At 69.7% G+C, this 22,045-nt stretch carries 23 protein-coding genes; 13 read left to right on the top strand and 10 right to left on the bottom strand.

What is annotated here, in order from left to right; translation table 11 throughout:
* Positions 1–25: 25 nt before the first annotated feature.
* Entirely contained in the window at positions 26–1,576 is a 1,551-nt protein-coding gene (gene murJ / locus Aco03nite_RS36425; RefSeq protein ID WP_203804471.1) for a murein biosynthesis integral membrane protein MurJ, read from the bottom strand.
* Positions 1,577–1,681: 105 nt separating this feature from the next.
* Positions 1,682–1,882, bottom strand: a complete 201-nt coding sequence (locus Aco03nite_RS36430) for a hypothetical protein (protein WP_203804359.1) — start codon at positions 1,880–1,882, stop codon at positions 1,682–1,684.
* A gap of 123 nt (positions 1,883–2,005) precedes the next feature.
* Between Aco03nite_RS36430 and Aco03nite_RS36435 the strand changes: the two genes are divergently transcribed.
* The 7 genes from Aco03nite_RS36435 (at position 2,006) to Aco03nite_RS36465 (ending at position 8,176) form a co-directional block, all read left to right on the top strand.
* Positions 2,006–2,953: an MDR family NADP-dependent oxidoreductase gene (locus Aco03nite_RS36435; RefSeq protein WP_203804362.1), complete on the top strand. Its 948-nt coding sequence runs from the start codon at positions 2,006–2,008 to the stop codon at positions 2,951–2,953.
* A 17-nt stretch (positions 2,954–2,970) separates the two neighbouring features.
* Positions 2,971–3,318: a MerR family transcriptional regulator gene (locus tag Aco03nite_RS36440; protein ID WP_203804365.1), complete on the top strand. Its 348-nt coding sequence runs from the start codon at positions 2,971–2,973 to the stop codon at positions 3,316–3,318.
* A 169-nt stretch (positions 3,319–3,487) separates the two neighbouring features.
* Positions 3,488–3,706 (top strand): hypothetical protein, encoded by a 219-nt coding sequence (locus Aco03nite_RS36445; protein WP_203804368.1) that lies wholly within the window; start codon positions 3,488–3,490, stop codon positions 3,704–3,706.
* 2 nt (positions 3,707–3,708) lie between these two features.
* Complete coding sequence (locus Aco03nite_RS36450; RefSeq protein WP_203804372.1) at positions 3,709–4,260, top strand: RNA polymerase sigma factor; 552 nt, start codon at positions 3,709–3,711, stop codon at positions 4,258–4,260.
* A complete protein-coding gene (locus tag Aco03nite_RS36455) occupies positions 4,257–5,663 on the top strand; it encodes a WD40 repeat domain-containing protein (RefSeq protein WP_203804375.1) in 1,407 nt (468 codons plus the stop codon). The genes Aco03nite_RS36450 and Aco03nite_RS36455 overlap by 4 nt, the downstream gene beginning before the upstream one ends.
* 65 nt (positions 5,664–5,728) lie before the next feature.
* Positions 5,729–6,832 carry an NAD(P)-binding domain-containing protein gene (locus Aco03nite_RS36460; RefSeq protein WP_203804378.1) on the top strand — a complete coding sequence of 368 codons (1,104 nt, stop codon included), beginning with the start codon at positions 5,729–5,731 and terminating at the stop codon, positions 6,830–6,832.
* 150 nt (positions 6,833–6,982) lie between these two features.
* Positions 6,983–8,176: a BNR repeat-containing protein gene (locus Aco03nite_RS36465; protein WP_203804382.1), complete on the top strand. Its 1,194-nt coding sequence runs from the start codon at positions 6,983–6,985 to the stop codon at positions 8,174–8,176.
* A gap of 241 nt (positions 8,177–8,417) precedes the next feature.
* Here the strand turns inward: Aco03nite_RS36465 and Aco03nite_RS36470 are convergent, their stop codons facing one another.
* From Aco03nite_RS36470 to Aco03nite_RS36485, 4 genes are all read right to left on the bottom strand, one after another.
* Complete coding sequence (locus Aco03nite_RS36470; RefSeq protein ID WP_203804385.1) at positions 8,418–8,882, bottom strand: hypothetical protein; 465 nt, start codon at positions 8,880–8,882, stop codon at positions 8,418–8,420.
* A 61-nt stretch (positions 8,883–8,943) separates the two neighbouring features.
* Positions 8,944–10,509 (bottom strand): DUF885 domain-containing protein, encoded by a 1,566-nt coding sequence (locus tag Aco03nite_RS36475; RefSeq protein ID WP_203804388.1) that lies wholly within the window; start codon positions 10,507–10,509, stop codon positions 8,944–8,946.
* Between the two features lie 12 nt (positions 10,510–10,521).
* Complete coding sequence (locus tag Aco03nite_RS36480; protein WP_203804390.1) at positions 10,522–11,310, bottom strand: RNA polymerase sigma factor SigF; 789 nt, start codon at positions 11,308–11,310, stop codon at positions 10,522–10,524.
* An 89-nt stretch (positions 11,311–11,399) separates the two neighbouring features.
* Positions 11,400–12,014: an alpha/beta hydrolase gene (locus tag Aco03nite_RS36485; protein WP_203804393.1), complete on the bottom strand. Its 615-nt coding sequence runs from the start codon at positions 12,012–12,014 to the stop codon at positions 11,400–11,402.
* Between the two features lie 116 nt (positions 12,015–12,130).
* Between Aco03nite_RS36485 and Aco03nite_RS36490 the strand changes: the two genes are divergently transcribed.
* The 4 genes from Aco03nite_RS36490 to Aco03nite_RS36505 are packed head-to-tail and all read left to right on the top strand — an operon-like array spanning position 12,131 to position 16,051.
* The gene (locus tag Aco03nite_RS36490; RefSeq protein ID WP_203804396.1) at positions 12,131–13,168 is read left to right on the top strand and encodes an iron-siderophore ABC transporter substrate-binding protein; all 1,038 of its coding nucleotides are present in this window, start codon (positions 12,131–12,133) and stop codon (positions 13,166–13,168) included.
* Positions 13,168–14,202 (top strand): FecCD family ABC transporter permease, encoded by a 1,035-nt coding sequence (locus tag Aco03nite_RS36495; protein WP_203804399.1) that lies wholly within the window; start codon positions 13,168–13,170, stop codon positions 14,200–14,202. Before Aco03nite_RS36490 ends, Aco03nite_RS36495 begins: the two co-directional genes overlap by 1 nt.
* On the top strand, positions 14,199–15,233 hold the full coding sequence (locus Aco03nite_RS36500; protein WP_203804401.1) for a FecCD family ABC transporter permease: 1,035 nt from the start codon (positions 14,199–14,201) through the stop codon (positions 15,231–15,233). The genes Aco03nite_RS36495 and Aco03nite_RS36500 overlap by 4 nt, the downstream gene beginning before the upstream one ends.
* Positions 15,230–16,051, top strand: coding sequence for an ABC transporter ATP-binding protein (locus tag Aco03nite_RS36505; RefSeq protein WP_203804403.1), 822 nt, complete (start codon positions 15,230–15,232; stop codon positions 16,049–16,051). Before Aco03nite_RS36500 ends, Aco03nite_RS36505 begins: the two co-directional genes overlap by 4 nt.
* A gap of 358 nt (positions 16,052–16,409) precedes the next feature.
* On the opposite strand, the gene Aco03nite_RS36510 is transcribed toward Aco03nite_RS36505, so the two are convergent.
* The gene (locus tag Aco03nite_RS36510) at positions 16,410–17,111 is read right to left on the bottom strand and encodes a VOC family protein (protein WP_203804405.1); all 702 of its coding nucleotides are present in this window, start codon (positions 17,109–17,111) and stop codon (positions 16,410–16,412) included.
* A gap of 41 nt (positions 17,112–17,152) precedes the next feature.
* Between Aco03nite_RS36510 and Aco03nite_RS36515 the strand changes: the two genes are divergently transcribed.
* The gene (locus tag Aco03nite_RS36515; protein ID WP_203804407.1) at positions 17,153–17,785 is read left to right on the top strand and encodes a hypothetical protein; all 633 of its coding nucleotides are present in this window, start codon (positions 17,153–17,155) and stop codon (positions 17,783–17,785) included.
* On the opposite strand, the gene Aco03nite_RS36520 is transcribed toward Aco03nite_RS36515, so the two are convergent.
* The 3 genes from Aco03nite_RS36520 to Aco03nite_RS36530 all read right to left on the bottom strand — a co-directional run bounded on the left by Aco03nite_RS36520 (position 17,786) and on the right by Aco03nite_RS36530 (position 20,961).
* Positions 17,786–18,694: a DUF1295 domain-containing protein gene (locus tag Aco03nite_RS36520; protein ID WP_203804409.1), complete on the bottom strand. Its 909-nt coding sequence runs from the start codon at positions 18,692–18,694 to the stop codon at positions 17,786–17,788. It lies immediately after the preceding gene.
* Between the two features lie 10 nt (positions 18,695–18,704).
* Entirely contained in the window at positions 18,705–19,298 is a 594-nt protein-coding gene (locus tag Aco03nite_RS36525; protein ID WP_203804411.1) for a DedA family protein, read from the bottom strand.
* A 94-nt stretch (positions 19,299–19,392) separates the two neighbouring features.
* Complete coding sequence (locus tag Aco03nite_RS36530) at positions 19,393–20,961, bottom strand: methyl-accepting chemotaxis protein (protein WP_203804413.1); 1,569 nt, start codon at positions 20,959–20,961, stop codon at positions 19,393–19,395.
* 185 nt (positions 20,962–21,146) lie between these two features.
* Between Aco03nite_RS36530 and Aco03nite_RS36535 the strand changes: the two genes are divergently transcribed.
* Complete coding sequence (locus Aco03nite_RS36535) at positions 21,147–22,004, top strand: Clp protease N-terminal domain-containing protein (RefSeq protein WP_203804415.1); 858 nt, start codon at positions 21,147–21,149, stop codon at positions 22,002–22,004.
* Positions 22,005–22,045 lie beyond the last annotated feature (41 nt).

The following is a 22,045-nucleotide window of genomic DNA, read 5'->3' on the forward strand; positions in this document are numbered from 1 at the left end:
TTCGCTTTCCGGCGCGCCGGGCCGGTTACCAGGTGCGGATGCCGGGCAGGGCCGCGTTCAGCAGGTGGCGCAGCTCGGCCAGGCGCAGCAGGCGGCCGGCGAACAGGTAGCCGACGCCGCCGGCCAGCCCCGCGACGATGCCGGTGACCAGCGCGTTCGCCCATCCCGCACCGCTGATCGCCCACATCGCGCCGCCCGCGCAGGCCACGGCCACGGCAACTGCCACAAAGACCCTGGCGTGGGTACGCAGGAGTCGCTTCCCGTCGATGTAACCCAGCCGGCGGCGCAGGACGAACGCGGTCAGGTTGAGCCCGGTGAAATAGGCGGCGGCATAGGCCACCGGGATGGCGATCACGATGTCCTCGGCCGGCAGCAGCCATCCGGCGATCGCGCAGCCCGCCACCCCGACCGCGGCGACAGCGGCCGTGATCAACGCGGCCGTCTTCGTGTCCTGCAGGGCGTAGAGACCCCGTTGCAGAATCATGTAGGAAGTGAACGGGACCAGTGTCAGTCCGTAGGCGGCCAGCACCAGCCCGAGGACCCGTACCGTCGCGGAACTGCTGTTGCCGTGATCGAAGAGAACAGTCGCGATCTGCGGGCCGAGCAGGATGAACGCCGCCGAGATCGGGGCCATCACCACCAGCGCGGTCCGGACCGCCCGGGACAGCCCGGTGACCACCCGGTTGTGCTCGTCACGGGCCGCGTACTGGCTGAGCCGCGGCAGCATCGCCGTCATGATCGAGACGGCGACGACCGCGAACGGCACGTGGAAGATCGCGTTCGCGTTCTGGAACGCGGTGATGCCACCGGCCCCGCTCCACGACGCGGCCCGGGTCGCCGCGGCCACCAGGACCTGCTGGGTGACGACCGCCAGCAGCACCCAGAGCCCGAGTTTGCCGATCTGCCGGATGCCGATGCCGCGCGGGTCCAGGTGCAGCCGGATCGGGAACCCGGTCCGGCGCAGCGCCCACACCACCAGGGTCATCTGCGCGAACACCCCGGCCGTGGTGCCCAGCGAGAGCAGCAGCAGATGCCCGTCACCGAGGGTGGTGCTGGTGCTGCCGCCGACCGCGGCGTAGGTGAGACCGACAATGATCACGATCACGCTGTTCACCAGTGGCGCCCAGGCCGGTGCCCCGAACAGGCCGCGGATGTTGAGGACCGCGGCGGCGGTGGCGCTGATGCCGTAGAACAGGATCTGCGGGAAGAAGTAGCGACTGAAAACGATCGCCAGGTCCCGCTGTTCCGGGGTGAAGCCGGGCGCGTACAGGTCGATCAGCAGCGGCGCGGCGGCGATCGCCACGACCGTGATGGTGCCGAGCACGTAGACGATCAGCGACAGCAGCCGCTGCGCGTAGAGCACCCCGCCGTCGGACTCCCGGATCGACGCCCGGGTCAGCAGCGGCACCACGATGCTGGCCATGGTCCCGCCGACGACCAGCTCGTACACCTGGTTCGGCAGCGTGTTGGCCACGTTGTAGGTGTCCAGCAGCCGGGTGCCGAGCCCGAGAGCAGCGGCCAGCACGACGATACGCACGAACCCGGCCACCCGGGACGCGAGCGTCGCGATGGCCAGATTCCGCCCCGCCGACCTGATCGAAGATCCTTCTGTCACGGCTCACTGTCTACCGGTTGCGATCAACCTCGCTGTTCAGGACCCCCTCGCGAGCCACCGCGGCGATCACCGCGGCCGCACGATCGGCATCGACCAGGGTGATCGGCTCCCGGATGACCGAACATCGGGGCGTCGTACGGCGCGGACCTGCCGGATCACCTCGGCGGCGTCGGTCGCGGGCGGGTCGTGGATCGCCTCCCTCACCACGATGTCGAAGATCGTCCGGCTTGCCGGGTCGAGCAGCAGGGTGGTCGTGGCGGAACACACTCAAGCCTCACCCTGACCCTCGACCTGGCCGGTCTGTGAAGTCACTGGACGGGATCGGCGCTTGCCTCTGACGTACGGGGAAGGGGTTAGCTTTCCGGCCTTCCTTCGAAAAAAGGGGTTGGCATGCGGGAGATCAGGGTGGCCAGGATTCCTCGGGGACTCCCGGTGGCGGACGACTTCGTGGTGGCCGAGGCGCCGATGCCGGTGGCCGGGGCCGGGGAGGTGCTGGTGCGCAACAGGTGGTTCACCGTGTTCGCGGCGCTGCGGACTCTGCTCGCCGGGGTCAGCGGCGCGCCGATGCCGGGGCTGACCGTGGGTGACACGCTGTTCGGGCCGGCGATCGGTGAGGTCGTGCAGGCGCCCGCCGACAGCGGCTTGAAAGACGGTGACCTGGTGAAACACATGCTGGGGTGGCGGGAGTACGCGGTGCTGCCGGCCGCCGGCCTCACCCGGCTCGACGGTGATCCGGTGCCGCATCTCGCCCAGGTGCCCACCGCGCACGGGGCGTTCACCCGGGCGGCGCGGCTCCAGCCCGGTGACACGGTGTTCGTCTCGGGTGGCGCCGGGTCGCTGGGGTCGGTCGCCGGGCAGGTGGCGAAGCTGCTGGGGGCCGGGCGGGTGATCGGCGGCACCGGTTCGGCGTGGAAGGCCGAGCAGATGCTGACCGATTTCGGGTACGACGCGGTGGTGGCCCGCGGTGACGCCGATCAGCTGGCGGCGGCCGCCCCGGACGGCATCGACGTGTTCTTCGACAACACCGGCGGCGACGACCTGCGGGCGGCGCTCGCGGTGGCCCGGCCGCACGCCCGGTTCGCGCTGGTCGGGGCGTTGTCCGGGCAGCTGTCGGCGACCGGCCCGGGCACCACCGCGCCGGTGGAGATCGACACGTTCGCGCTGATCCTGAAACAGATCACCGTCACTGGCTACAGTGGCCAGGAGGAGACACCGGAGTGGCTCCTACCCAGGATCAATTTTCGGTACGCCCGGGTCGACGGTCTCGCGGCCGCGCCCCAGGCGGTGCAGGACGCGCTGACCGGGCGTTACGCGGGCACGGTGATCGTGGCGGTCTGACTCACGAGGGGGCATCGATGCGGATCGGGGACGCGGCAGCGGCGGCCGGCGCCACACCACGGGCACTGCGCTTCTACGAGGAGAACGGGCTGCTCCCCGCCCCGCAGCGATCCGGCACCGGCCAGCGCGTCTACACCCCGCGCGACGTGGCCCGGATCCGCACCGTCCGCGAGCTGCTGGCCGCCGGCCTGACCGTCGGCGACCTGCGGGGCTGCGCCGACCGCCTGGACCTGATCGACACCTCGGGCGGCTGCTCCAGCTCCGACGGCATCGCCGGCCGCCGCGTCGAGGCCCTGAACGCCGAGATCACCCGCCTGACCACCCTCCGCGACCGCTTGGCGGCGAGGATCACAGCACGGGCCTGACGCCCGGAAAATCCTGTCTATTTGTGGGACCAATGGTGTCGGTGTTTCACATTCCTTGCCGTTTCCGTACCTACGGAAAAATCGCCTCCTTTGAGTTAGACGCTTTGGCCGACCGTGCGTATATCCCCGTGACACCCGTGCGGAGCTGCACGGATGCAAGGGAGCAGAGATGGACTGGAAGGCCGCGCTTTTAGTGAGCATCACCAATGGATTGGTGCAGTCGTTGGTGATATATGTGCGGGGAAACGCGATGCGCCGCACCGTGCGCAGCGCACTCCGGGAGTTGCCCGAAACGACTACCGCCATCGCGGTCCGGATCCATGACCAGCACGGAACCGGCACCGAGATCCACGCCGTCCGTGACCGGCCGCAGGGTCGAGAGGATTGACGATGGAGCAGGCTGTCAAGCCGTCTGATCCGCCTGATCTTCCACTCAATCTCCAGCAGGACACCTATGACCAATTTTATCTACGAATCCACAACCGCCTAGTGGCCCGGGCCATCGTCCTCGGATGCCCTCGCGACTCCGCTCCCGAACTGGTCCAGGACGTTCTGATCAAGATCTGGGAAAGGTGGGAGGCGATCGACTGGCGAACCCGGAGCAATTACACCTTCGTCGCCCTGCACCGGGAGGTGATCAGCCGTTTCCGGCAGGCCGGCATTCGTCAGCGGATCAGTTTCGGATTCATGCCCGGAGCCGGCCGGTGGAACTGTGGCAGCGACGTCGAGAAAACGGTGATGGACGGCGACGAGGCGGCTCAGGCGATGAAGTTCATCAAGGAAAAGCTGTCCCCGCAGGCCCGGCACATCATGCTCCGGATCATCGAGGGCTACACACCGAACGAGGTCGCCCGTGAACTCGGCTTGAAGCCATCCACGGCGCGCAACCACCTGCTCCGGGCTCGGAGGCTGGTGAAGGACTATCTGGAAGGGACGTCGTGACCATACGAGACGACCTGCCGATCGAACTGACCGCAGAGGAACGCCGCATCCTCCGGCTCGCCGAAATAGGCGCAGTCGCCGGGATGGCCCTGAACCCCGCAGCAAGCCTGGCTCAGGCCAGGGCCAGAATCGCACAGCTTTCGGCTCCGACGCCGACTCGCAGCGCTGTCGTGACCGGCTGTTCTCAGCATCTCGCCGACAAAGATCCAGCACGGTCCAGAATGTTCATCGATCTGGCACCGACCGCCGCAAAGTGTGCGGAGCAATTCGGCCGGAAATCCGGGCGGCGTCTGGACTGGGCGTTGGCAGGTCTGCTCACGGTGGTCCTCGTTGCCGCCAGTGCAGCGGCCTTGCGGTGGCCCATCGCCGGTGACCAGGTATCGCGGTCGAAGCAGCTCGCTGCGCAATCGAAAGGTCTTCGGTCCACCAATCCGGTAGTTGCCGATCTGCTGGCTGTCCAGGCCTATCGAACTAGTCAAACCGATGAGGCCGCCGAAAGCCTCAGTAGCGCTACCGATCAGCCCATCACCCGTTATCTAACCGGTAGCCCGAAACCCGTTCGAGCGCTGGCGATCAGCCCAGACGGCCGGCTCGTTGCCGGAGCCGGCTTCGACGAGACGGTCCGAGTATGGGATCTGGCGACCGGCGGATCCCGGCCCCTGACCAACCATACTGGCCAGGTGAACGCGGTGGCCTACAGTCCCGACGGTAAACACCTCGCCAGCGGCAGTAGTGATGGTGGAATCCGGATGTGGGATCTGGCGACCGGCAGTATCCGAGCCTCGTTCGGCAGCAACGGTCCTGTGTATGCGGTGGCCTACAGCCCAGACGGTCGACAACTGGCCAGTACCAGCAATGATGGCGGAATCCGGATATGGGACCTGGCGACCGGCAGTATCCGAGCCTCGTTCGGCAGCAACGACCAGGTGCATGCGGTGGCCTACAGCCCAGACGGTCGACAACTCGCTAGCAGCAGCAGCGATGGCGGAATCTGGATATGGGATCTGGCGACCGGCGAATCCAGAATGCTGTCCACTTGCACCGGTCAGGTGCATGCGGTGTCCTATAGCCCAGACGGTAAAAGAATCGCCATCCCTAGTAGCGGTGGCGGAATCCGGATATGGGATCTGGCGACCGGAGAATCTCGACCGCTGTCCACTTACACCGACCAGGTGTATGCGTTGGCCTACAGCCCAGACAATAGACAACTCGCTAGCGCCGGCGCTGATGGGACCGTGCGATTCTGGGCGGTCGCTGCCGGGATGATCCCGTCGGCAACGACCGCCAGGGAGAAGGCTCGGCTGATCTGTGATCGGGTGGGACGTGACTTCACCCCGGACGAACGCGCACGGTACCTCCCCGGGACTGATTCCAGCTTGTCGGCATGCCCAGCGACAGAATGAGGCGGTCCTGATCACATCGGGATCGGGGTGGAAATAGCGGTTGTCGCGGGCTGGTTCTGGTGCCCATGAGGACGGCGAAGTTGGTGGTCGTGGGTGGTGGGCAGTCGGGACTCTCGGCTGGCTACCACCTCCGGCGGCGTGGGTTCGGCAGCGCACTTCAAGATTCTTCCGGCGGCTCTACGTTCGTCGTGCTGGATGCGTCGGACGGGGCCGGTGGGGCGTGGCGGGAGCGGTGGGAGTCGCTGCGGATGGCCACCGTCAACGGGATCTTCGACCTGCCGGGGTTTCCGAAACCGCCCATCGATCCGGGCGAACCGAGCCGGACCGCCGTACCCAGATATTTCGCGTCCTTCGAGGAGCAGGCCGAGCTGCCGATCGAACGGCCGGTGCGGGTCACGTCGGTGCACGACGGGCCGGACGGTGGGCTGATCGTCGAGACCGATCGCGGGCCGTGGGCCACCCGGGCGGTCATCAACGCCACCGGGACCTGGGACAACCCGGTCCGGCCCGAGTACCCGGGCTCGGACACGTTCACCGGGCGGCAACTGCACGCCCGGGAGTACGTCGCCGCGCCGGAGTTCGCCGGGAGACGGGTCGCGGTCGTCGGCGGCGGCATCACCGCCGTACAGCTGATCGAAGAGATCTCCCGGGTGGCGAAGACGTTCTGGTACACGCGGCGCGAGCCGGTCTTCCGCGAGGCGTTCGAACCCGAGGTGGCCGGGCGGGAGACCATCACGAAGGTGACCGCCGACGTCGAGGCGGGGCGCCCGACCGGGAGTGTGGTGTCGTACACCGGGCTGATCTGGACGCCCTACGCGGTCGCGGCCCGGGACCGTGGCGCGCTCGATCGGCGGCCGATGTTCACCGGGATCGAACCGTACGGGGTGCGCGAGGCGGACGGCTCGTTCACCACCGTCGACACGATCCTGTGGGCGACCGGGTTCAAGGCGTCGCTGGCCCACCTCGACCCGCTGCACCTGCGCAACGAGCAGGGCGGCATCCGCCTGATCGGCACCCGGGTGGCCGCCGATCCGCGGGTCCACCTGGTCGGTTTCGGGCCGTCGCAGTCGACGGTGGGCGCCAATCGGGCCGGACGGGAGGCAGTGAACGCCCTCTATAGTTTCCTCACCACAGCACCTTCCCCCGAATCCCCTTCGAGGTGCACATGAAACGATCCATTCCCCTGGCGCTGGTGTGCGCGGTCGTCGCCGCGACGATTCCCGGCCATCCGGCCACCGCCGCCGCGCCGACCGTCACCGCGGTGTACCACCACCGTCCTGACCACGTCGGGGCGGACCGCCCTGACCTACACCGGTTACATGAACGGCGAGTCGTTCCAGCAGGACGGCATCGTCACGTACGGCAATTGGCAGTATGCGGCGTTCTGGGACCAGAGCGGCTACGTGAACCTGTCCCGCCGGCAGGTGCCGTCCGGTGCCTGGTCGCATCTGCGGCTGACCGATTACGTGACCACGTCGACCGATTCGCACAACACCATCAGCATCGGCATCGCCCCGTCCGACGGCACCATTCATCTGGCGTTCGACACCCACTCGTCGCAGTTCCGTTACCGCAAATCGGTGGCCGGGCTGGCCACCGCGGCGACCTGGTCCACCAGTGGTTTCGGGGCGGTGCAGACGAAGTTGACCGCCACCGCGATGGACGTGGTCACCTATCCGCAGTTCTTCGCCCACCCCGACGGCACCCTGCAGATGGCGATCCGGACCGGATACAGCGGGACGGGCGACGAGGTCCTGTACGAGTACGCCGGCGGCGCCTGGACCCATGTCGGCACGTTCATCGACGGCACCACGGCCGGGAACAACGCCTATCTGTTCGGCATCGAGTACGACAATGTCGACCCGTCGAATCCGCTGCTGCACGCCACGTGGACGGTGCGGGAGACGTCGAACGCCAGCACCAATCACGATCTGTACTACGCGTACAGCAGGGACAAGGGCCGCACCTGGCGCAACAATGCCGGAACTGTGCTGGCCGGCCCGCTGAAGGCCGATGCGAGCACGCTGAAGGTGTGGGGAATCGGCCAGAACCGGGGCCTGATCAACCAGGAGTCGCAGGTGGTGGACGCGGCAGGCATCGTGCACGTGCTCGCCTCACACCTGCCCGCGTCGTCCGCCGACAACACCGATTTCACGGCTGCCCGGGAGACCGCGGTCCTGGTGCACTATTGGCGGGACAAGGCGAGCAAGGCCTGGCACCAGGTCTACACCCCGTTCCTGGAGCGCTCGTCCCGAGGCGACATAGCGGTGGATTCAGCCGACAATCTGTATGTGGTCAGCGGCGATTCGAGCACGAAGAAGCTGCACATCCAGACGGCGTCGAAGGCGTCGACGTGGACCGATTGGACGATCCGTTACACGTCGTCGGCGATCTATTTCTCCGACCCGCTGATCGACCACCAGCGCCTGAAGTCGACGAACACCCTGAGCATCTTCACTCCCCGCTACGGCGGAAGCCAAATCGACGTCCAGGACTGGAAAGTCAACCCCTGACCCTCTTTTTTGTACGCTTCTCATCTCCGCAGAAGCAACGGCCCGTCCCGCCTCGTCACGCGAGGCGGGACGCCACCCCGGATCGTTCGGCGACCGCCGGGCCGATGGCGGCTCTCACCGCTCGCCCGCCGGACACCGATGAACGGTTCGATCCGTCCCGGCCCCGGACAGCCGACCGGCCCAAGGCATGTTCCGCATGCCGGTCGCGGGTGGAGGGCTCCGGGTGGGGTGACGCGGGGGTTCACTGGTGGGCCCACGGGGTTCGGAATCTGGCGAGGGATGTCAGGAGCAGCAGGGTCAGCAGGGCTGCTCCGCCGTCGGTCAGGTAGGACGGGAGCAGGCCTGCTGGGCCGAAACGGGTCAGGGTCACCTCGAAGACTTCCGGTGGGATGACTACCACGCCGGCCGCCTGGGTCAGGTTCACCGCCAGGACTGTCCAGAACACTGCGGGCCGGCCGGTTCGGGCCAGCAGGCCGACCATGTTGCCCAGCAGGTAGACGCAGCCCACGGCGCGGAAGCCGAGCAGGAAGCCGGGCGCGTCGGTCGCGGCCTGCTCCGGCGACGCACCGGCGGTGCGCATTATGTCGAAGATGGCCTGTTCGTCGATGATGACGAAAGCCTGCAGTGCGGTACCGATCACGAAGGCCAGCGAGCAGGCCACGACCAGGTTCTGCAGCGGCCTGGTGAAACGGGTGGGTGCCGTCATGACGCCGACGCTACGGCCGGGCGGGACGACGGCACATCCCGCGGAATCCCTGAGGTGTCCCCTAAGCAGCGGCCCAGCGGTTGATGATCGTGGACAGGACCGTCATCGGGACGATGCCGGCTCCGAGGACCTGGTCGTGGAAAGCGGCCAGGTCGAAACGGCTGCCCAGGGACGTGCGTGCGGACTCCCGCAGGCGCAGGATCTCGCGGGCGCCGACGCTGTACGCCAGGGCCTGACCGGGCCAGGCGATGTAACGGTCGGTCTCCTGGCGTACGTCGCGGCTTGACATCACCGTGCCGGCTGTCAGGAAGTCCCGGGACTGCCGGCGGGACCAGCCGAACGCGTGCAGGCCGGTGTCCGTGACCAGGCGGGCGGCTCGCAGCGCGGCCAGGGACACCCGGCCCAGACGGGTCAGCGGGGACGAGTACAGGCCCATCTCGTCGGCCAGCTGTTCGGCGTACAGGGCCCAGCCCTCGACGTAGGCACCGAGCCTGGTGTCCACGTACCGGCGGAAATCAGGTAGTTCGGTCAGACCCTGGGCGGCGACGATCTGGAAGTGGTGGCCGGGGACCGCCTCGTGGAACGTGAGCGCCTCCAGGGCGAAACGGGAGCGCTGCCCGGGATCCGCGGTGTGGATGAAGACGGTGCCGGGCTGGCTGCCGTCGACCGCGGGCGGGCGGTAGTAGGCGGCCGGGGCCGAGTCCGCGTCCTCGGGCGGGACCTCGGCGAACGCGCACGGGGCGGACGCGGCGAGCGCGGTGATCTCGGGCGTGCGGGCGGACACCCGGTCCAGCGCCGCGGCCACCGTCGCCATGATCTCGGCGGCGGTGGTGAACCGGAGGGACGGGTCGTCGCGCAGCTTCGCCCGTACCGCAACCGGGTCGGTGATGCCGAAAGCCTCCTTGCCGATCGTCGACCACTGCTCGTCCAGATCGGCGAGGAGGGACAGGCCCAGGTCGTGGACCTCGCGCGGGGTCGACGGCAGGGTGGTGTGGGCGGCGACGGCGGCGCGGTAACCGGCCTCTCCCCCGCGCACCGCCAGGATGCCGGCGTGCTCGTCGTCACGGGCGTTCTCGGACAGCTCACCGAGGTAGGCGTCGCGGAGCCGGATCATGGCCGCGCGAACGCCGGCCGGCAGAACGGGAACGGGACGCTCCAGGTGAGCGTCCAGCTGGGCCGCGGCCTGTTGCAACCCGAACCGGGTGCTGGGCCGGCCCCGGGACGCGGCGTCGCGGTACCGGTCGGCGAGGCCGTCGAAGAACGCGGCCGCGCCAGGCAGTCGCTGATCACCACCGGCCATGAAGTACGACGCCTGCGGCGAGCCGTAGACCATCGCCGACGCGTTCGCCTCCCACAGACAGTGTTCGGCCTCGTCGGCGGCGGCGTCGGCCATCCAGCGCAGGACGTCCCGGTCGGTGTCGTCGACAGCAAGAGAAGAGGCCCCGACAGCAAGAGAAGAGGCCGACCTGGCCACCGCACGGAAATACCGTGCGGCGGCCAGGTCGGCCGAGTGACGCGGATCGGGGAGGAACGCGTCGTAGGTGGTCAACCCGACCAGGCTCGCGCCCAGCGGATCATGACGGTTGAGGCGGTCGAAGAATTCAACACCCAGCTGTCGTACGTCCACCAGCTGATGATGTCAGGCGATGGCTCCGTCCAGCTGGCTCCGGAGCTTGGTGAGCGCCTTGGCCAGCAGGCGGGACACGTGCATCTGCGAGATGCCGATCTGCTCGGCGATCTGGCTCTGCGTCAGGTTGCCGTAGAAGCGCAGGCTGACGATCTTCTGCTCGCGCTCGTCGAGGCTGGCCAGGGCCGGGCCGAGGGCGATGCGGGCCTCGGCCTCCGCGAAGCCGGTGTCCTCGCTGCCGAGGGTCTCGCCGAGTTCGGTGCCGCCCTCGGTGACCGGGGTGGCGAGGCTCGTCGAGTTGTAGGCGCGGGCGCCCTCGAGGCCTTCCAGGACCTCGTCCTCGCTGATGTTGAGGTAGTCGGCGATGTCGGTGACGGTCGGCGAGCGGCCCAGGGTGTGGCTGAGCGTGCTGTTGGCGCCGGTGATCGCGAGGCGCAGCTCCTGCAGGCGGCGCGGCACCCGTACCGACCAGGTCTTGTCCCGGAAGTGGCGCTTGAGCTCACCGACGATCGTCGGGATGGCGAAGCCGGCGAAGTCGACGCCCCGGTCGGCCTCGAACCGGTCGACCGCCTTGATCAGGCCGAGGAGGGCGACCTGGTGCAGGTCGTCGCGGGGTTCGCCCCGGTTGGCGTAGCGGTTGGCGAGGTGCCGGGCGAGCGGCATCCACGCCTCGATGGCCTGGTCGCGCAGCCGGGCCCGGGACGGGTGGCCGGCCGGCAGGGCCGCCATCGTGTTGATCAGTTCGCTGGCCGGCTCGGTGCTGGCGGCGGACTCGCTGCGTGTGGCGGTCATGACGGTCATGCTGTGCTCCTCGGGCGAGCGTGAGAACCGGGGCGGGGCTGGAACGACAACCCCGTTTCCCATGCTTGCCGGAGGGCAAACATCGTTTGTCAGCCGATCCGGTGAATCCATGCGGAAAGCGCTGTCAGGGCTGGTGCGGCGATGCTGTGGCCTACCGGGTCACGGCGGGTGGTGGCGGTCGCGCCGGACTCGTCCCGGACGTAGTTCCAGGTGCGATCGAGCAGCTCACGGGGGATGACGGTGTCGTGGTCGCCCTGGGCGACGAAGACCGGGACGCCGTCGAGCCGGCCGGGCCCGGTGGGGACACCGGCGTCGAACGGCAGGGTGCCGTAGAGGATCGCGGCCCCCGCCCACCGCTGCGGGTCGTCGAGCAGCAGGCCGCCGGCGAAGGCCGCTCCCCCGCTGAAGCCGATCAGGACCACCGGGCGCCCGGCCGGGGCGGCGGTGTCGAGCCAGGCCCGGAACCAGTCGACGTTCGCCCGCAGCGACTCCGGGACCGGCCGGCCGATGCCCCGGTTGGCGAACCAGGCGAAGCCGCCGCCCTCGGCGATCGGGGCGCGCACCGCGGCGTAGGCACAGTCCGCGGGCAGGTGCCCGGCGAGCCCGAGGATCTCCTGCTCGTGCGAGCCGCGCCCGTGCAGCAGGACGACGAGCGGAGCGGCCGGGTCGGTGGAGCCGGCGGTGGCCACGACGGGGTTGGTCATGGTCGAACGGTAGGCCGGAAAGGTTGAAGCGTCAACTTTATGGGTGGGGTCGAACTGCGAAAACTCTTACTGTTAGGTTAGCCAAGCCTTATCAGTAAAGTTTGGGAGTTCATAGCATGCGTGCATCCCGGTTCCTTGCCGGAATCGTCGCCGCGACCACCGCACTGGCCCTGGCCGCCTGTGGCTCGTCCGACAGCGAGGAGAAGCCCGCCGCCTCCGGCAGCGCCGCCTCCGTCTCGTTCCCGATCACTGTCGAGCACGCCTTCGGCACCACCACCATCGAGAAGAAGCCCGAACGGGTCGCCACCGTCAACTGGGCCAACCACGAGGTCCCGCTGGCCCTGGGCATCGTCCCGGTCGGCTACGCCAAGGCCAACTTCGGTGACGAGGACGGCGACGGCCTGCTGCCGTGGGACGCCGCGAAGCTCAAGGAACTCGGCGCGCCGACCCCGGTCCTGTTCGACGAGACCGACGGCATCGACTTCGAGGGTGTCGCCAACACCAAGCCGGACGTGATCCTGGCCGCCTACTCGGGTCTGACCCAGCAGGACTACGACACGCTGAGCAAGATCGCGCCGGTCGTGGCGTACCCGAAGAAGCCGTGGGCGACCTCGTGGCGCGACAGCATCAAGCTGGAGAGCAAGGCCCTGGGCCTGGCGACCGAGGGCGACGCGCTGATCACCAGGATCGAAGGGGAGATGAAGGCCGAGGCGGCCCGCTACCCGAAGCTGGCCGGCAAGTCGGTGATGTTCCTGACCCACATCGACCCGACCGACCTCAGCAAGATCAGCTTCTACACCACGCACGACACCCGCGCGCAGTTCTTCACCGACCTCGGGATGAAGCACCCGGCCAGCATCGAGAAGGCCTCCTCCACCACCGAGGAGTTCAGCCTCACCCAGAGCGCCGAGCAGGTCCAGAACCTCAGCGACGTCGACATCATCGTGACCTACGCCGACGAGAAGGGCACCACGCTCGCCACGCTGCAGAAGGACCCGCTGCTCTCGAAGGTCCCGGCGATCGCCCGCGGCTCGTTCGTGTCGCTGCCCGGCAGCACCCCGGTGGCCACCGCCGCCAACCCGACCCCGCTCGCCGTCTCCTTCGTGCTGAAGGACTACGTCGACCTGCTCGGCGCCGCGGCCGACAAGATCTGATGACATCAGCCACAGGGCCGGACGTCGCGACACTGCGGCGCCCGGCCCGGGTGCGTCTGGGGTGGCTCCTCGTCGTCCTGGCCGTGCTCGTCCTCGTCATGCTGGCGTCGGTGGCCTTCGGCTCCCGCATCGTCGGCTGGTCCGACATCGTCGCCGCGTTCGGCGGCACCGATGAGACCCTCAACCAGGCCGCGGTGGTCAAACGCATCCCGCGGACCGTCCTGGCCGCCCTGGTCGGCGCGGCCCTGGCCCTGTCCGGCACGGTGATGCAGGGTGTCACCCGCAACCCGCTCGCCGACCCCGGCATCCTCGGCGTCAACATGGGCGCCATGCTCGCCATCGCCGTGGGCATGACCACCGTCGGCCTGGTCACCGCCACCCAGTACATCTGGGCCGCGATCGCCGGCGCCGCGATCTCCGCCCTGTTCGTCTACGGGGTCGGCTCGCTCGGCCGGGGCGGGGCCACCCCGCTCAAGATCGCACTGGCCGGCGCGGCCACCTCCGCCGCCCTGGCGTCCCTGGTCGTCGCGGTGGTGCTACCGCGCGGCGACGTCGCCGAGAACTTCCAGTCCTGGCAGGTCGGCGGGGTCGGCGGCGCGTCCTGGGACAGCATCGTCCAGGTGCTGCCGTTCCTGCTCGGCGGCCTGGCCATCTGTCTGCTCAGCGCTCGCGCCCTGAACTCCCTCGCGCTCGGCGACGAACTCGCCGCCGGCCTCGGTGAGCGGGTCGCCCTGGTCCGAGGCATCGCCGCCTTCGGCGCTGTCGTGCTGTGCGGCGGCGCGACGGCCATCGCCGGCCCGATCGCATTCGTCGGCCTGATCGTCCCGCACATGTGCCGGTTGCTCGTCGGCCTCGACCACCGGTGGCTGATGCCGTTCGCCACGCTGGTCGGCGCGGCCCTGCTGACCGCCGCCGACGTGGTCGGCCGGGTGGTGAACCGGCCGGACGAGATCGCGGCCGGCATCATCACCGCCCTGATCGGCGCACCCTTCTTCATCTACATCGTCCGCCGCCAGAAAGTACGTGAGTTGTGAGCACCACGACGCTCGAAGCCGTCACCCGGGGACGGGTCCGGCGCGGCCGTCGCCGCCGGGCCGTGCTCGGCGGCCTCACCGTGGCCGTCGTCGCGATCTTCGCCGTCTCGCTGATGGTCGGGCAGACCTTCTACACCCCGGACGAGGTGTTCCGGGTGCTCCTCGGCGAGACCGTGCCCGGCGCCTCGTTCACCGTGGGTGAGCTGCGGCTGCCCCGCGCGGTCCTGGCCCTGATCACCGGGCTGTGCTTCGGGATCGGCGGCGTCACCTTCCAGACCATGCTGCGCAACCCCCTGGCCAGCCCGGACATCATCGGCATCAGTTCCGCCGCCGGGGCCGCGGCCGCCTTCGCGATCATCGTGCTGAACCTCGGTGAGGCGGGTGTCTCGGCGTTCGCCATCGTCGCCGCGCTCGGTGTCGCCGTGCTCATCTACCTGCTGTCGTTCAAGGACGGGGTGGCGGGCACCCGGCTCGTGCTGATCGGCATCGGCATCGCCGCCATGCTGAACAGCGCCACCTCCTACGTCCTCGACCAGGCCGGGCAGTGGGACCTGCAGGCCGCCACCCGCTGGCTCAACGGCAGCCTCAACGGCTCCACCTGGGACGAGGCCGTCCCGGTGCTGGTGGCGCTGGCGGTGTTCGGGCCGATCCTGCTCGTACAGGCCCGCAACCTGACGATGCTGCAGCTCGGCGACGACACCGCGGCGGCCCTCGGCACCCGGCTGGAACGTACCCGCCTGATCTCGATCGTCGCCGCCGTCGGCCTGATCGCGTTCGCCACCTCGGCCACCGGCCCCATCGCGTTCGTCGCCTTCCTGGCCGGGCCGATCGCCGCCCGGATGGTCGGCCCCGGCGGCTCGCTGCTGCTGCCGTCCGCGGTGGTCGGCTCGCTGCTGGTGCTGCTCGCCGACTTCATCGGCCAGTTCGCCTTCGACACCCGGTTCCCGGTCGGCGTGGTCACCGGCGTGCTCGGCGCTCCCTATCTCATCTTCCTGTTGGTGCGCACCAACCGCGCGGGAGGCTCACTGTGACCACCGAACACACCCTCGAGGTCGAAACCCTGACCGTCGGGTACGCCGACCGCGTGGTCATCGACTCGCTCGACCTGCTCCTGCCGCCCGGGAGGATCACCGCGATCGTCGGGGCCAACGCCTGCGGCAAGTCGACGCTGCTGCGCTCCATGTCGCGGCTGCTCGCCCCGCGCGGCGGCCACGTGCTGCTGGACGGCCGCGAGGTCCACAGGATGCCCGCCAAGGAGCTGGCCCGCACCCTCGGCCTGCTCCCCCAGTCGCCGATCGCGCCGGAGGGCATCACCGTCGCCGACCTGGTCGGCCGGGGCCGCAACCCGCACCAGCGGATCCTGTCCCGCTGGAACGCCGACGACGACAAGGCGGTCGCCGCCGCCCTGGACGCCACGCACACCGCGTCGCTGGCGGACCGGTCGGTGGACGAACTCTCCGGCGGCCAGCGGCAGCGGGTGTGGATCGCGATGGCCCTGGCCCAGCAGACCGACGTGCTGCTGCTCGACGAGCCGACCACGTTCCTGGACGTCAGCCACCAGATCGAGGTCCTGGACCTGCTGACCGACCTGAACCGCAACCGCGGCACCACCATCGTGATGGTCCTGCACGACCTGAACCTGGCGGCCCGCTACGCGGACCACCTGATCGCCCTGGCCGACGGCGGCCTGCACGCGGCGGGCGACCCCGCCGAGGTGCTGACCGAGGACTGTGTACGCGCGGTGTTCGGCCTGGACAGCACCGTCATCATCGACCCGGTCTCCGGCAAGCCCCTGATGCTCCCGATCGGCCGCCACCACGTGCGGGAGCCGGGCCCTACAGTGGGCTGATGGGTCAGCGGCCCGTCCGGCGGCCGACGCTGGAACCATGTTCTACGCGCTGGTCGCCTATGCGGCCTTTCTCGGTAGCGTCGTCTGGGCGGTGATCTTCCTGGCCGGCGGAATGGACGGACCGGCCCGCCTGCCGGTCCCGGCGGCCTTGGCGATCGACAGCGGATCGGGGTGCTCTACGCCGCCGGCTGGCTGCTGGTCGTCGCGTTCTGGGCGACCCCGCGGATGACCGTGGGTCACCTGTTCTTCGCGGCCGCCGCCACCGGTTGCATCCTGGTCGGCATCCGTTTCGAGGAGAATGATCTGCGGTCCTCGCCAGGGGATTCCTATGCGCGGTATGCGGAACGAGTCCCGTCGCTCATTCCGGGTTCAGCACGCAGAAGCCGAGCCCGGCCGGATCGGCGAGAACCGTCCACGGAACAGCACCCTGCCCCACGTCCAGATCGGTAGCGCCGAGCGCCCGCAACCGCTCCACCTCGGCATGCTCGTCCGTGGGCAGCAGGTCGAGATGCAGCCGATCGCCACCACCGGGCGCCCGCAGGAACTCCAGGAACGGCCCGTCCCCGGATCCCGCGCGCAGCGCCGCGAAGTCGCCGGTGACCTGCCGGGGTGTCCAGTCGATCGCCGCGCCCCAGAACCGGGCCGACACCCGCGGATCCGGGCTGTCGACCACGATCGCGGCGATCGGCCCGGTGTCCCGGTAGACGTCCCGGGGCTCCAGGACGCAGAACTCGTTGCCCTCCGGGTCGGCGAGGACCGTCCACGGCACGTCGCCCTGCCCGATGTCCACGGGTGTGGCGCCGAGGTCCCGAACCCGGTCCACCAGGCCTTTCTCGTACGCCAAGTCGAGGTGCACTTGATTTTTCGCGGTCTTCGCCCCGGGCACCGGGACGACGTCGACACCGATCACCACCGGATCCGGCCAGACGAACTCGTCGCCGGGCGCCACCCAGGTGGTCGACCGGCTGTGCGCGGTCCAGCCGAGCGCCCCGGCCCAGAACCGCCCGACGGCCACGTGGTCCACAGCCTTGATATTGACCATGACCGGTCGCAGCCCCATACCGCCGATCCTGCCACACCGTCCACTATGATCCTGACCTCGTGTCGCACCCCCCTCTTCTGGACGTCCCTCCGTACTACAGCGCGACCCCACCGGCGAACCGGAAGTCCCGCTTCCTGATCCCGGCGGCGATCGCCCTCGCGCTCGGCGCCGTCGTCGTCGCTGCCGTCGTCATCCGGCTGCAGACCGGCGGGCCGAAAGAGACGACGGTCTCCGTCGTGGAGCCGGCAGCCCTCGGCGGCCGTCCCGCGGTGACCGGGGCGCAGTTCGACGCGTGGAGCGCCGAAATGAAGAAGGAGATCGCCGATGACGACGAGATCACCGATTCGTTCGTGCGGGTCTACGGCACGGCGGGCGCCGGCGACGACGTCCTGGTGCTCGCCTTCGCCCGCCCGACCGACGAGCGCGATCAGGAGCGCACGGCCCTCGGGCAGATCATGATGCTCAACGACGCCGAGATCACCGTGCTCGGCGTGGACGACGTCGGCCCCGGCCCCCTGGGCGGCGCCGCGAAGTGCGGTCTCGTCGAGTTCGAGGACAGTGAACACCCGGCCTGCAGCTGGGCCGACGAGGGCAGCGTCGGCCTGCTGATCTGGCTCGGCTCCCGGAAGGACCCGGCGGTCGCCGAGTTCGTCGATCTGCGCGCCGAGATCGAGACCAAGAAGACCGCCTGATCAGTCGCGGCGGTGGCGGGCGTTGTCGTCGCCGGCCGGGCGGCGGGGCAGCAGGGCCGGAACGCGGCGCATGTGCCGGGCGTAGTCCGGGCGGCGGGCCAGCGACCGGCGGTCCATCATCGGGACGCTGACGAAGACGAACAGCAGCACCATGCCGATCGGGCCGATGACCGTCCACCACCAGGACGGGGCGGCGGCCAGGCCGAACAGCCACAGGCCCCACCAGAACAGGATCTCGCCCAGATAGTTGGGGTGCCGGGAGTACTGCCACAGGCCCTCGTCGATGATCCGGCCGCGATTCCCCGGCTCGGCGGCGAACCGGTGCAGCTGCCGGTCGGCGGTCGTCTCGATCAGGATCGCGGCGGCGGTCACCAGCACGGCCAGCACGTCCAGCAGACCGAACCCGCGGTCGGTGACGGTGACGGCCGGCCAGACCGCGAGCAGCCCGCCGAAGACCACCAGGGTCGGCACGAGATGGATACCGACCAGGTTGACCAGCCAGAACGGGACACCGGGCGGGCCGTCCTCGCGCAGCTGTTCGTACCGCCAGTCCTCGTGGGTCAGGCCCTGCCAGGACCGGGCCCAGTTGGCGGTCAGCCGGACCGCCCAGACCGCCACCAGCAGCAGCACCGCCAGCTGCCGGGCGGTCCCGCCGCCGGCCGTCAGGATCCACACCACCACGATCACCGCGGGGACGACGCTCCAGTACGGGTCGTAGAGGCTCGCGTTCTCCGCCGCGGTGGCGGCCGCGAACACCAGCAGCGTGGCGGCGACGTCGGCGTAGAGGGTGAGCAGCAGCGGTTGCCGGCCCGGCAGCAGCACCACCACCACGAGCCACGTGAACAGTCCGGTAGCCGCGTAGAGCAGCGTCACGACGGCGAACCCGAACGGCCTCGACGCGTTGGACATGCCTCCGAGGCTATGTGCGGATCAGCTCGCGTTCGCGGATCGACGCCCGTCGCTTCTCACAGATCGCGTAAACACCGGCCAGGGACATCCCGAAGAGGATCCCGCAGCCGGCCCCGAGCAGCGGCGAGTGGGCGAACAGCTCGCCACCCAGACGGCCGAGACCGATCGAGTAGATCGCCCAGCCGATGCTCGCCACCAGGCTGGCCGCGCCGAACCGGAGGATCGGCAGTGCCGCGGACCCGGCGACCAGGCCGGTGGCCGTCCGCCCGTACGGCAGGAAGCGGCCCAGCAGGATCGCGGCCCCGCCGAACCGGCTCAGCGCCGCCTCCGCCTTCTGCCGGGCGATCGCCAGCCGCCCGCCGGTGAACCTCGCCCCGGCCCGCCGGCCGAGCAGATAGGTCACCCGGTCACCGGTCACCCCGCCGACGACCACCGCCACACCCAGCAGGAGCAGGTGTGGCCGGCCGGTCGCCGACAGCGCGCCGAGGCTGATCACGACGACCTCGGACGGCACGACGGGCAGGAACCCGTCGACGGTCACCAGCACGACGACGATCACGTAGAGCCACGGCGAGGAGAGCAGCGGCATCAGGTGGTCAACCATGCGACCGACCGTATTCGACGCGCACCACCCCGCGCGATGGTGCCAGCTCGACCCTCTCGGGTAGTGCTGGCACCACCTGACGCAGCGTCAGCTGTCAGTACCGGAAGCGTGACACCAGGGCCTGGAGCTGCCCGGCGGTCGAGGTCAGCTCCTGCGCCGCCTTGCGGGTCTCGTTGGCCGAGCTGGTGGTACGCCCGGTCGCGGCCGACACCCCGGTGATCGTGTTCGCGATGTCACCGGCGCTGCCGGCCGCGTCGGTGAGCGTCCGGTTCATCTCCTGCGTGGTCGCGGTCTGCTCCTCCACCGCCGAGGCGATGGTCAGCTGCAGGCCGTTGACCCGCTCGATGATCTCGGAGATCTCGCCGATGGCCTGGACCGCCCCGGTGGTGTCGTCCTGGATCGCCGCGACCCGGCGGGAGATGTCCTCGGTCGCCTTGGCGGTCTCCTGGGCCAGGTCCTTGACCTCACCGGCCACCACCGCGAAGCCCTTGCCCAGTTCACCGGCGCGGGCGGCCTCGATGGTGGCGTTCAGGGCGAGCAGGTTGGTCTGCTCGGCGATCGCGGTGATCACCTTGACCACGGTGGCGATCTCCGCGGACGACTCGCCGAGCCGGCCGACCATCGCGTTGGTCTGCGCGGCGGCCCGGACGGCCTGCGCGACGACCTCGGTGGCCTCCGCGGTGGAGACGCTGATGTCGCGGATCGCCGAACCCATCTCCTGCGAGCCGGCCGACACGATCTGCAGGTGGTTGGAGACCACCGCGGCCGCGTCGGACACGTTGCGGGCCTGGGTGGACGCCTCGGCGGCGGCCGAGTCGACCGAGCCGGAGACCGCGGTGAGCTGCCCGGCCGAGCCCTGCAGGCTGCCGGCGTTGCCGGCCAGCTGCACGATGTCGGCACGCAGGCGGCCGACCGCCTTGTCCAGGGCGATCGCCATCCGGCCGATCTCGTCGGTGCTGGTCACCCCGGTGGTGCGGGTCAGGTCACCGTCGGCGAGACCCTGGGCCACGTGCGAGACCCCGTTGACGGTACGCCGGACCCGCGACGCCGTCTGGAAACCGATCAGCAGGCTGAGCCCGACGCCACTGGCGAGCAGGCCGCCGATCAGGTACATCGCCTCCCGCGCCGACTGGTCGGCCTCGGCGACCCGCTGGTCGACCATGGCCTCCACCCGCGCCTGCAGGGCGGCCTGGTCGGCGGTCAGGGCGCCGTGGAGGGTGTTGTACTCCTCGAAGGCGGCGGCGAGCTCGGTCTTGCTGAGCTTGCTGCGGTCGGTGGTCACGAACTCGAGGAACTTCGCCCAGTCCTGCTGCATGGCGGTGACCGCCGGGTCGCCGGGCAGCGCGGCGGCGAGACTCTGCAGCGCCGCCTCGATGTCCTTCTTGTTCTGCTCCATGCCCGCGGTGATCGCGGCCGCGATCGACGGGTAGAGCTGGACACCGGACGCGCCGCCGATGTACGCCTCGAAGCTGCGGCCCAGGTTGCCGACCGATTTGTCGATCAGGGTGGTCCGGCGCAGCTCCTGTTCCGCCTGATCGTTCAGATCGACGATGGTGGAGATGGCCACGCCGCCGACGAGCAGACCGGCCGCGGTGGCCGCCGCGGCCGCCGACCCGATCTTGAAACGCAGTGACCGGTTGTCGAAGAACCCGCCGATGCCCATTCCTTCTCCCTCTTGACTTGCCGTAATGGTGGGATCGGCACCACCCGGGCCGAGTTGAGGAACGGCAGGCCGCCGGATTCCGGCCGCCGGACGTCTCCGCGGGCGCCGCCTATGCCTTTCGGTAGAGCCGGATGTCCGTCTCCCGCCCGAGGCGGCGGCGGCCGCGGATCCCTACTGTTCGGTGCATGGCCGATGACCAGATCCGACGCTCCGCCGCGACCCTCGCCGACGAGAACGACGAGACCCGCGGCAGAGTGGGCAGCGACCACCTGCTGACCGCCCTGCTCCTGCACGACGACGGGGTCCGGGAGCGGCTGAACCGCTTCGACGTCACCCCGAACGTCGTGGGGCACGTGCTGCGGGCCGAGACGGATCGCCGGTCCGGCCCGGACGTGCACGGGGAGTCGCTGACGCTCGGCGATCTGCTGGCCGACGACCGGTCGCACGCCGCGCTGATGCTCGCCGAGTGCGGGGTGGATCCGGCCGCGGTCCGCGACGGCCGGGTTCCGGAGCGTCCCGACCCGGTCAAGCCGGAGCTGCGCGAGTGCCGGGACCGGCTGCTCGGCCGGGTGGCGTTCAAGGGGCTGAAGTTCCGGGCCTTCGGCATCGTCCCGATCACGTTCATCTACGCCCCGGCGCCGCTGATGTGGGCGCGCTGGGAGGCCGAGGTGATCGCCCGCCGGCAGTCCCGGCGGGTCCGGACCGACGACGTGCTGGTGGCGATGCTCGGCACCCTGGAGGTGGCCGAGGCGTACCCGCATCTGATGGGCGCCCCGGAGATCTACGCCGGCACCCGGGAGCTGTTGGCCCGGGGCCTGGACCACGAGCGGGCGGCGGCCGTCTCGGCGTCGGTGGACCTGGGCCGCGACCGGGTCCGCCCGAAGCGGCTGCTCGCCAACCCGGGCCGGGAGCGCCGGGACACCACCCACCTGCTGCGGATGCTGCTCCAGCACGAGGACAACCGGTCGGTGCGGCTGCTGCGTCACCTGGGACTGTGCATTCCGCACGGGTTCGGTGGTGCGGAATCCACATCGGGCCGGTGACATCGGCGACTACCGCGGTGCCCCGGCACGCCGGAGAGTCG

This window comes from Actinoplanes couchii, assembly GCF_016862075.1.
Taxonomy (GTDB): domain Bacteria; phylum Actinomycetota; class Actinomycetes; order Mycobacteriales; family Micromonosporaceae; genus Actinoplanes; species Actinoplanes couchii.

Coding starts and splice junctions, on each gene's coding strand:
- Aco03nite_RS36435 (WP_203804362.1), top strand. CDS start 2,006: ATGCGGGAGATCAGGGTGGCCAGGATTCCTCGGGGACTCCCGGTGGCG.
- Aco03nite_RS36440 (WP_203804365.1), top strand. CDS start 2,971: ATGCGGATCGGGGACGCGGCAGCGGCGGCCGGCGCCACACCACGGGCA.
- Aco03nite_RS36445 (WP_203804368.1), top strand. CDS start 3,488: ATGGACTGGAAGGCCGCGCTTTTAGTGAGCATCACCAATGGATTGGTG.
- Aco03nite_RS36450 (WP_203804372.1), top strand. CDS start 3,709: ATGGAGCAGGCTGTCAAGCCGTCTGATCCGCCTGATCTTCCACTCAAT.
- Aco03nite_RS36460 (WP_203804378.1), top strand. CDS start 5,729: ATGAGGACGGCGAAGTTGGTGGTCGTGGGTGGTGGGCAGTCGGGACTC.
- Aco03nite_RS36465 (WP_203804382.1), top strand. CDS start 6,983: ATGAACGGCGAGTCGTTCCAGCAGGACGGCATCGTCACGTACGGCAAT.
- Aco03nite_RS36470 (WP_203804385.1), bottom strand. CDS start 8,882: ATGACGGCACCCACCCGTTTCACCAGGCCGCTGCAGAACCTGGTCGTG.
- Aco03nite_RS36480 (WP_203804390.1), bottom strand. CDS start 11,310: ATGACCGTCATGACCGCCACACGCAGCGAGTCCGCCGCCAGCACCGAG.
- Aco03nite_RS36485 (WP_203804393.1), bottom strand. CDS start 12,014: ATGACCAACCCCGTCGTGGCCACCGCCGGCTCCACCGACCCGGCCGCT.
- Aco03nite_RS36490 (WP_203804396.1), top strand. CDS start 12,131: ATGCGTGCATCCCGGTTCCTTGCCGGAATCGTCGCCGCGACCACCGCA.
- Aco03nite_RS36495 (WP_203804399.1), top strand. CDS start 13,168: ATGACATCAGCCACAGGGCCGGACGTCGCGACACTGCGGCGCCCGGCC.
- Aco03nite_RS36510 (WP_203804405.1), bottom strand. CDS start 17,111: ATGGGGCTGCGACCGGTCATGGTCAATATCAAGGCTGTGGACCACGTG.
- Aco03nite_RS36520 (WP_203804409.1), bottom strand. CDS start 18,694: ATGTCCAACGCGTCGAGGCCGTTCGGGTTCGCCGTCGTGACGCTGCTC.
- Aco03nite_RS36525 (WP_203804411.1), bottom strand. CDS start 19,298: ATGGTTGACCACCTGATGCCGCTGCTCTCCTCGCCGTGGCTCTACGTG.
- Aco03nite_RS36530 (WP_203804413.1), bottom strand. CDS start 20,961: ATGGGCATCGGCGGGTTCTTCGACAACCGGTCACTGCGTTTCAAGATC.
- Aco03nite_RS36535 (WP_203804415.1), top strand. CDS start 21,147: ATGGCCGATGACCAGATCCGACGCTCCGCCGCGACCCTCGCCGACGAG.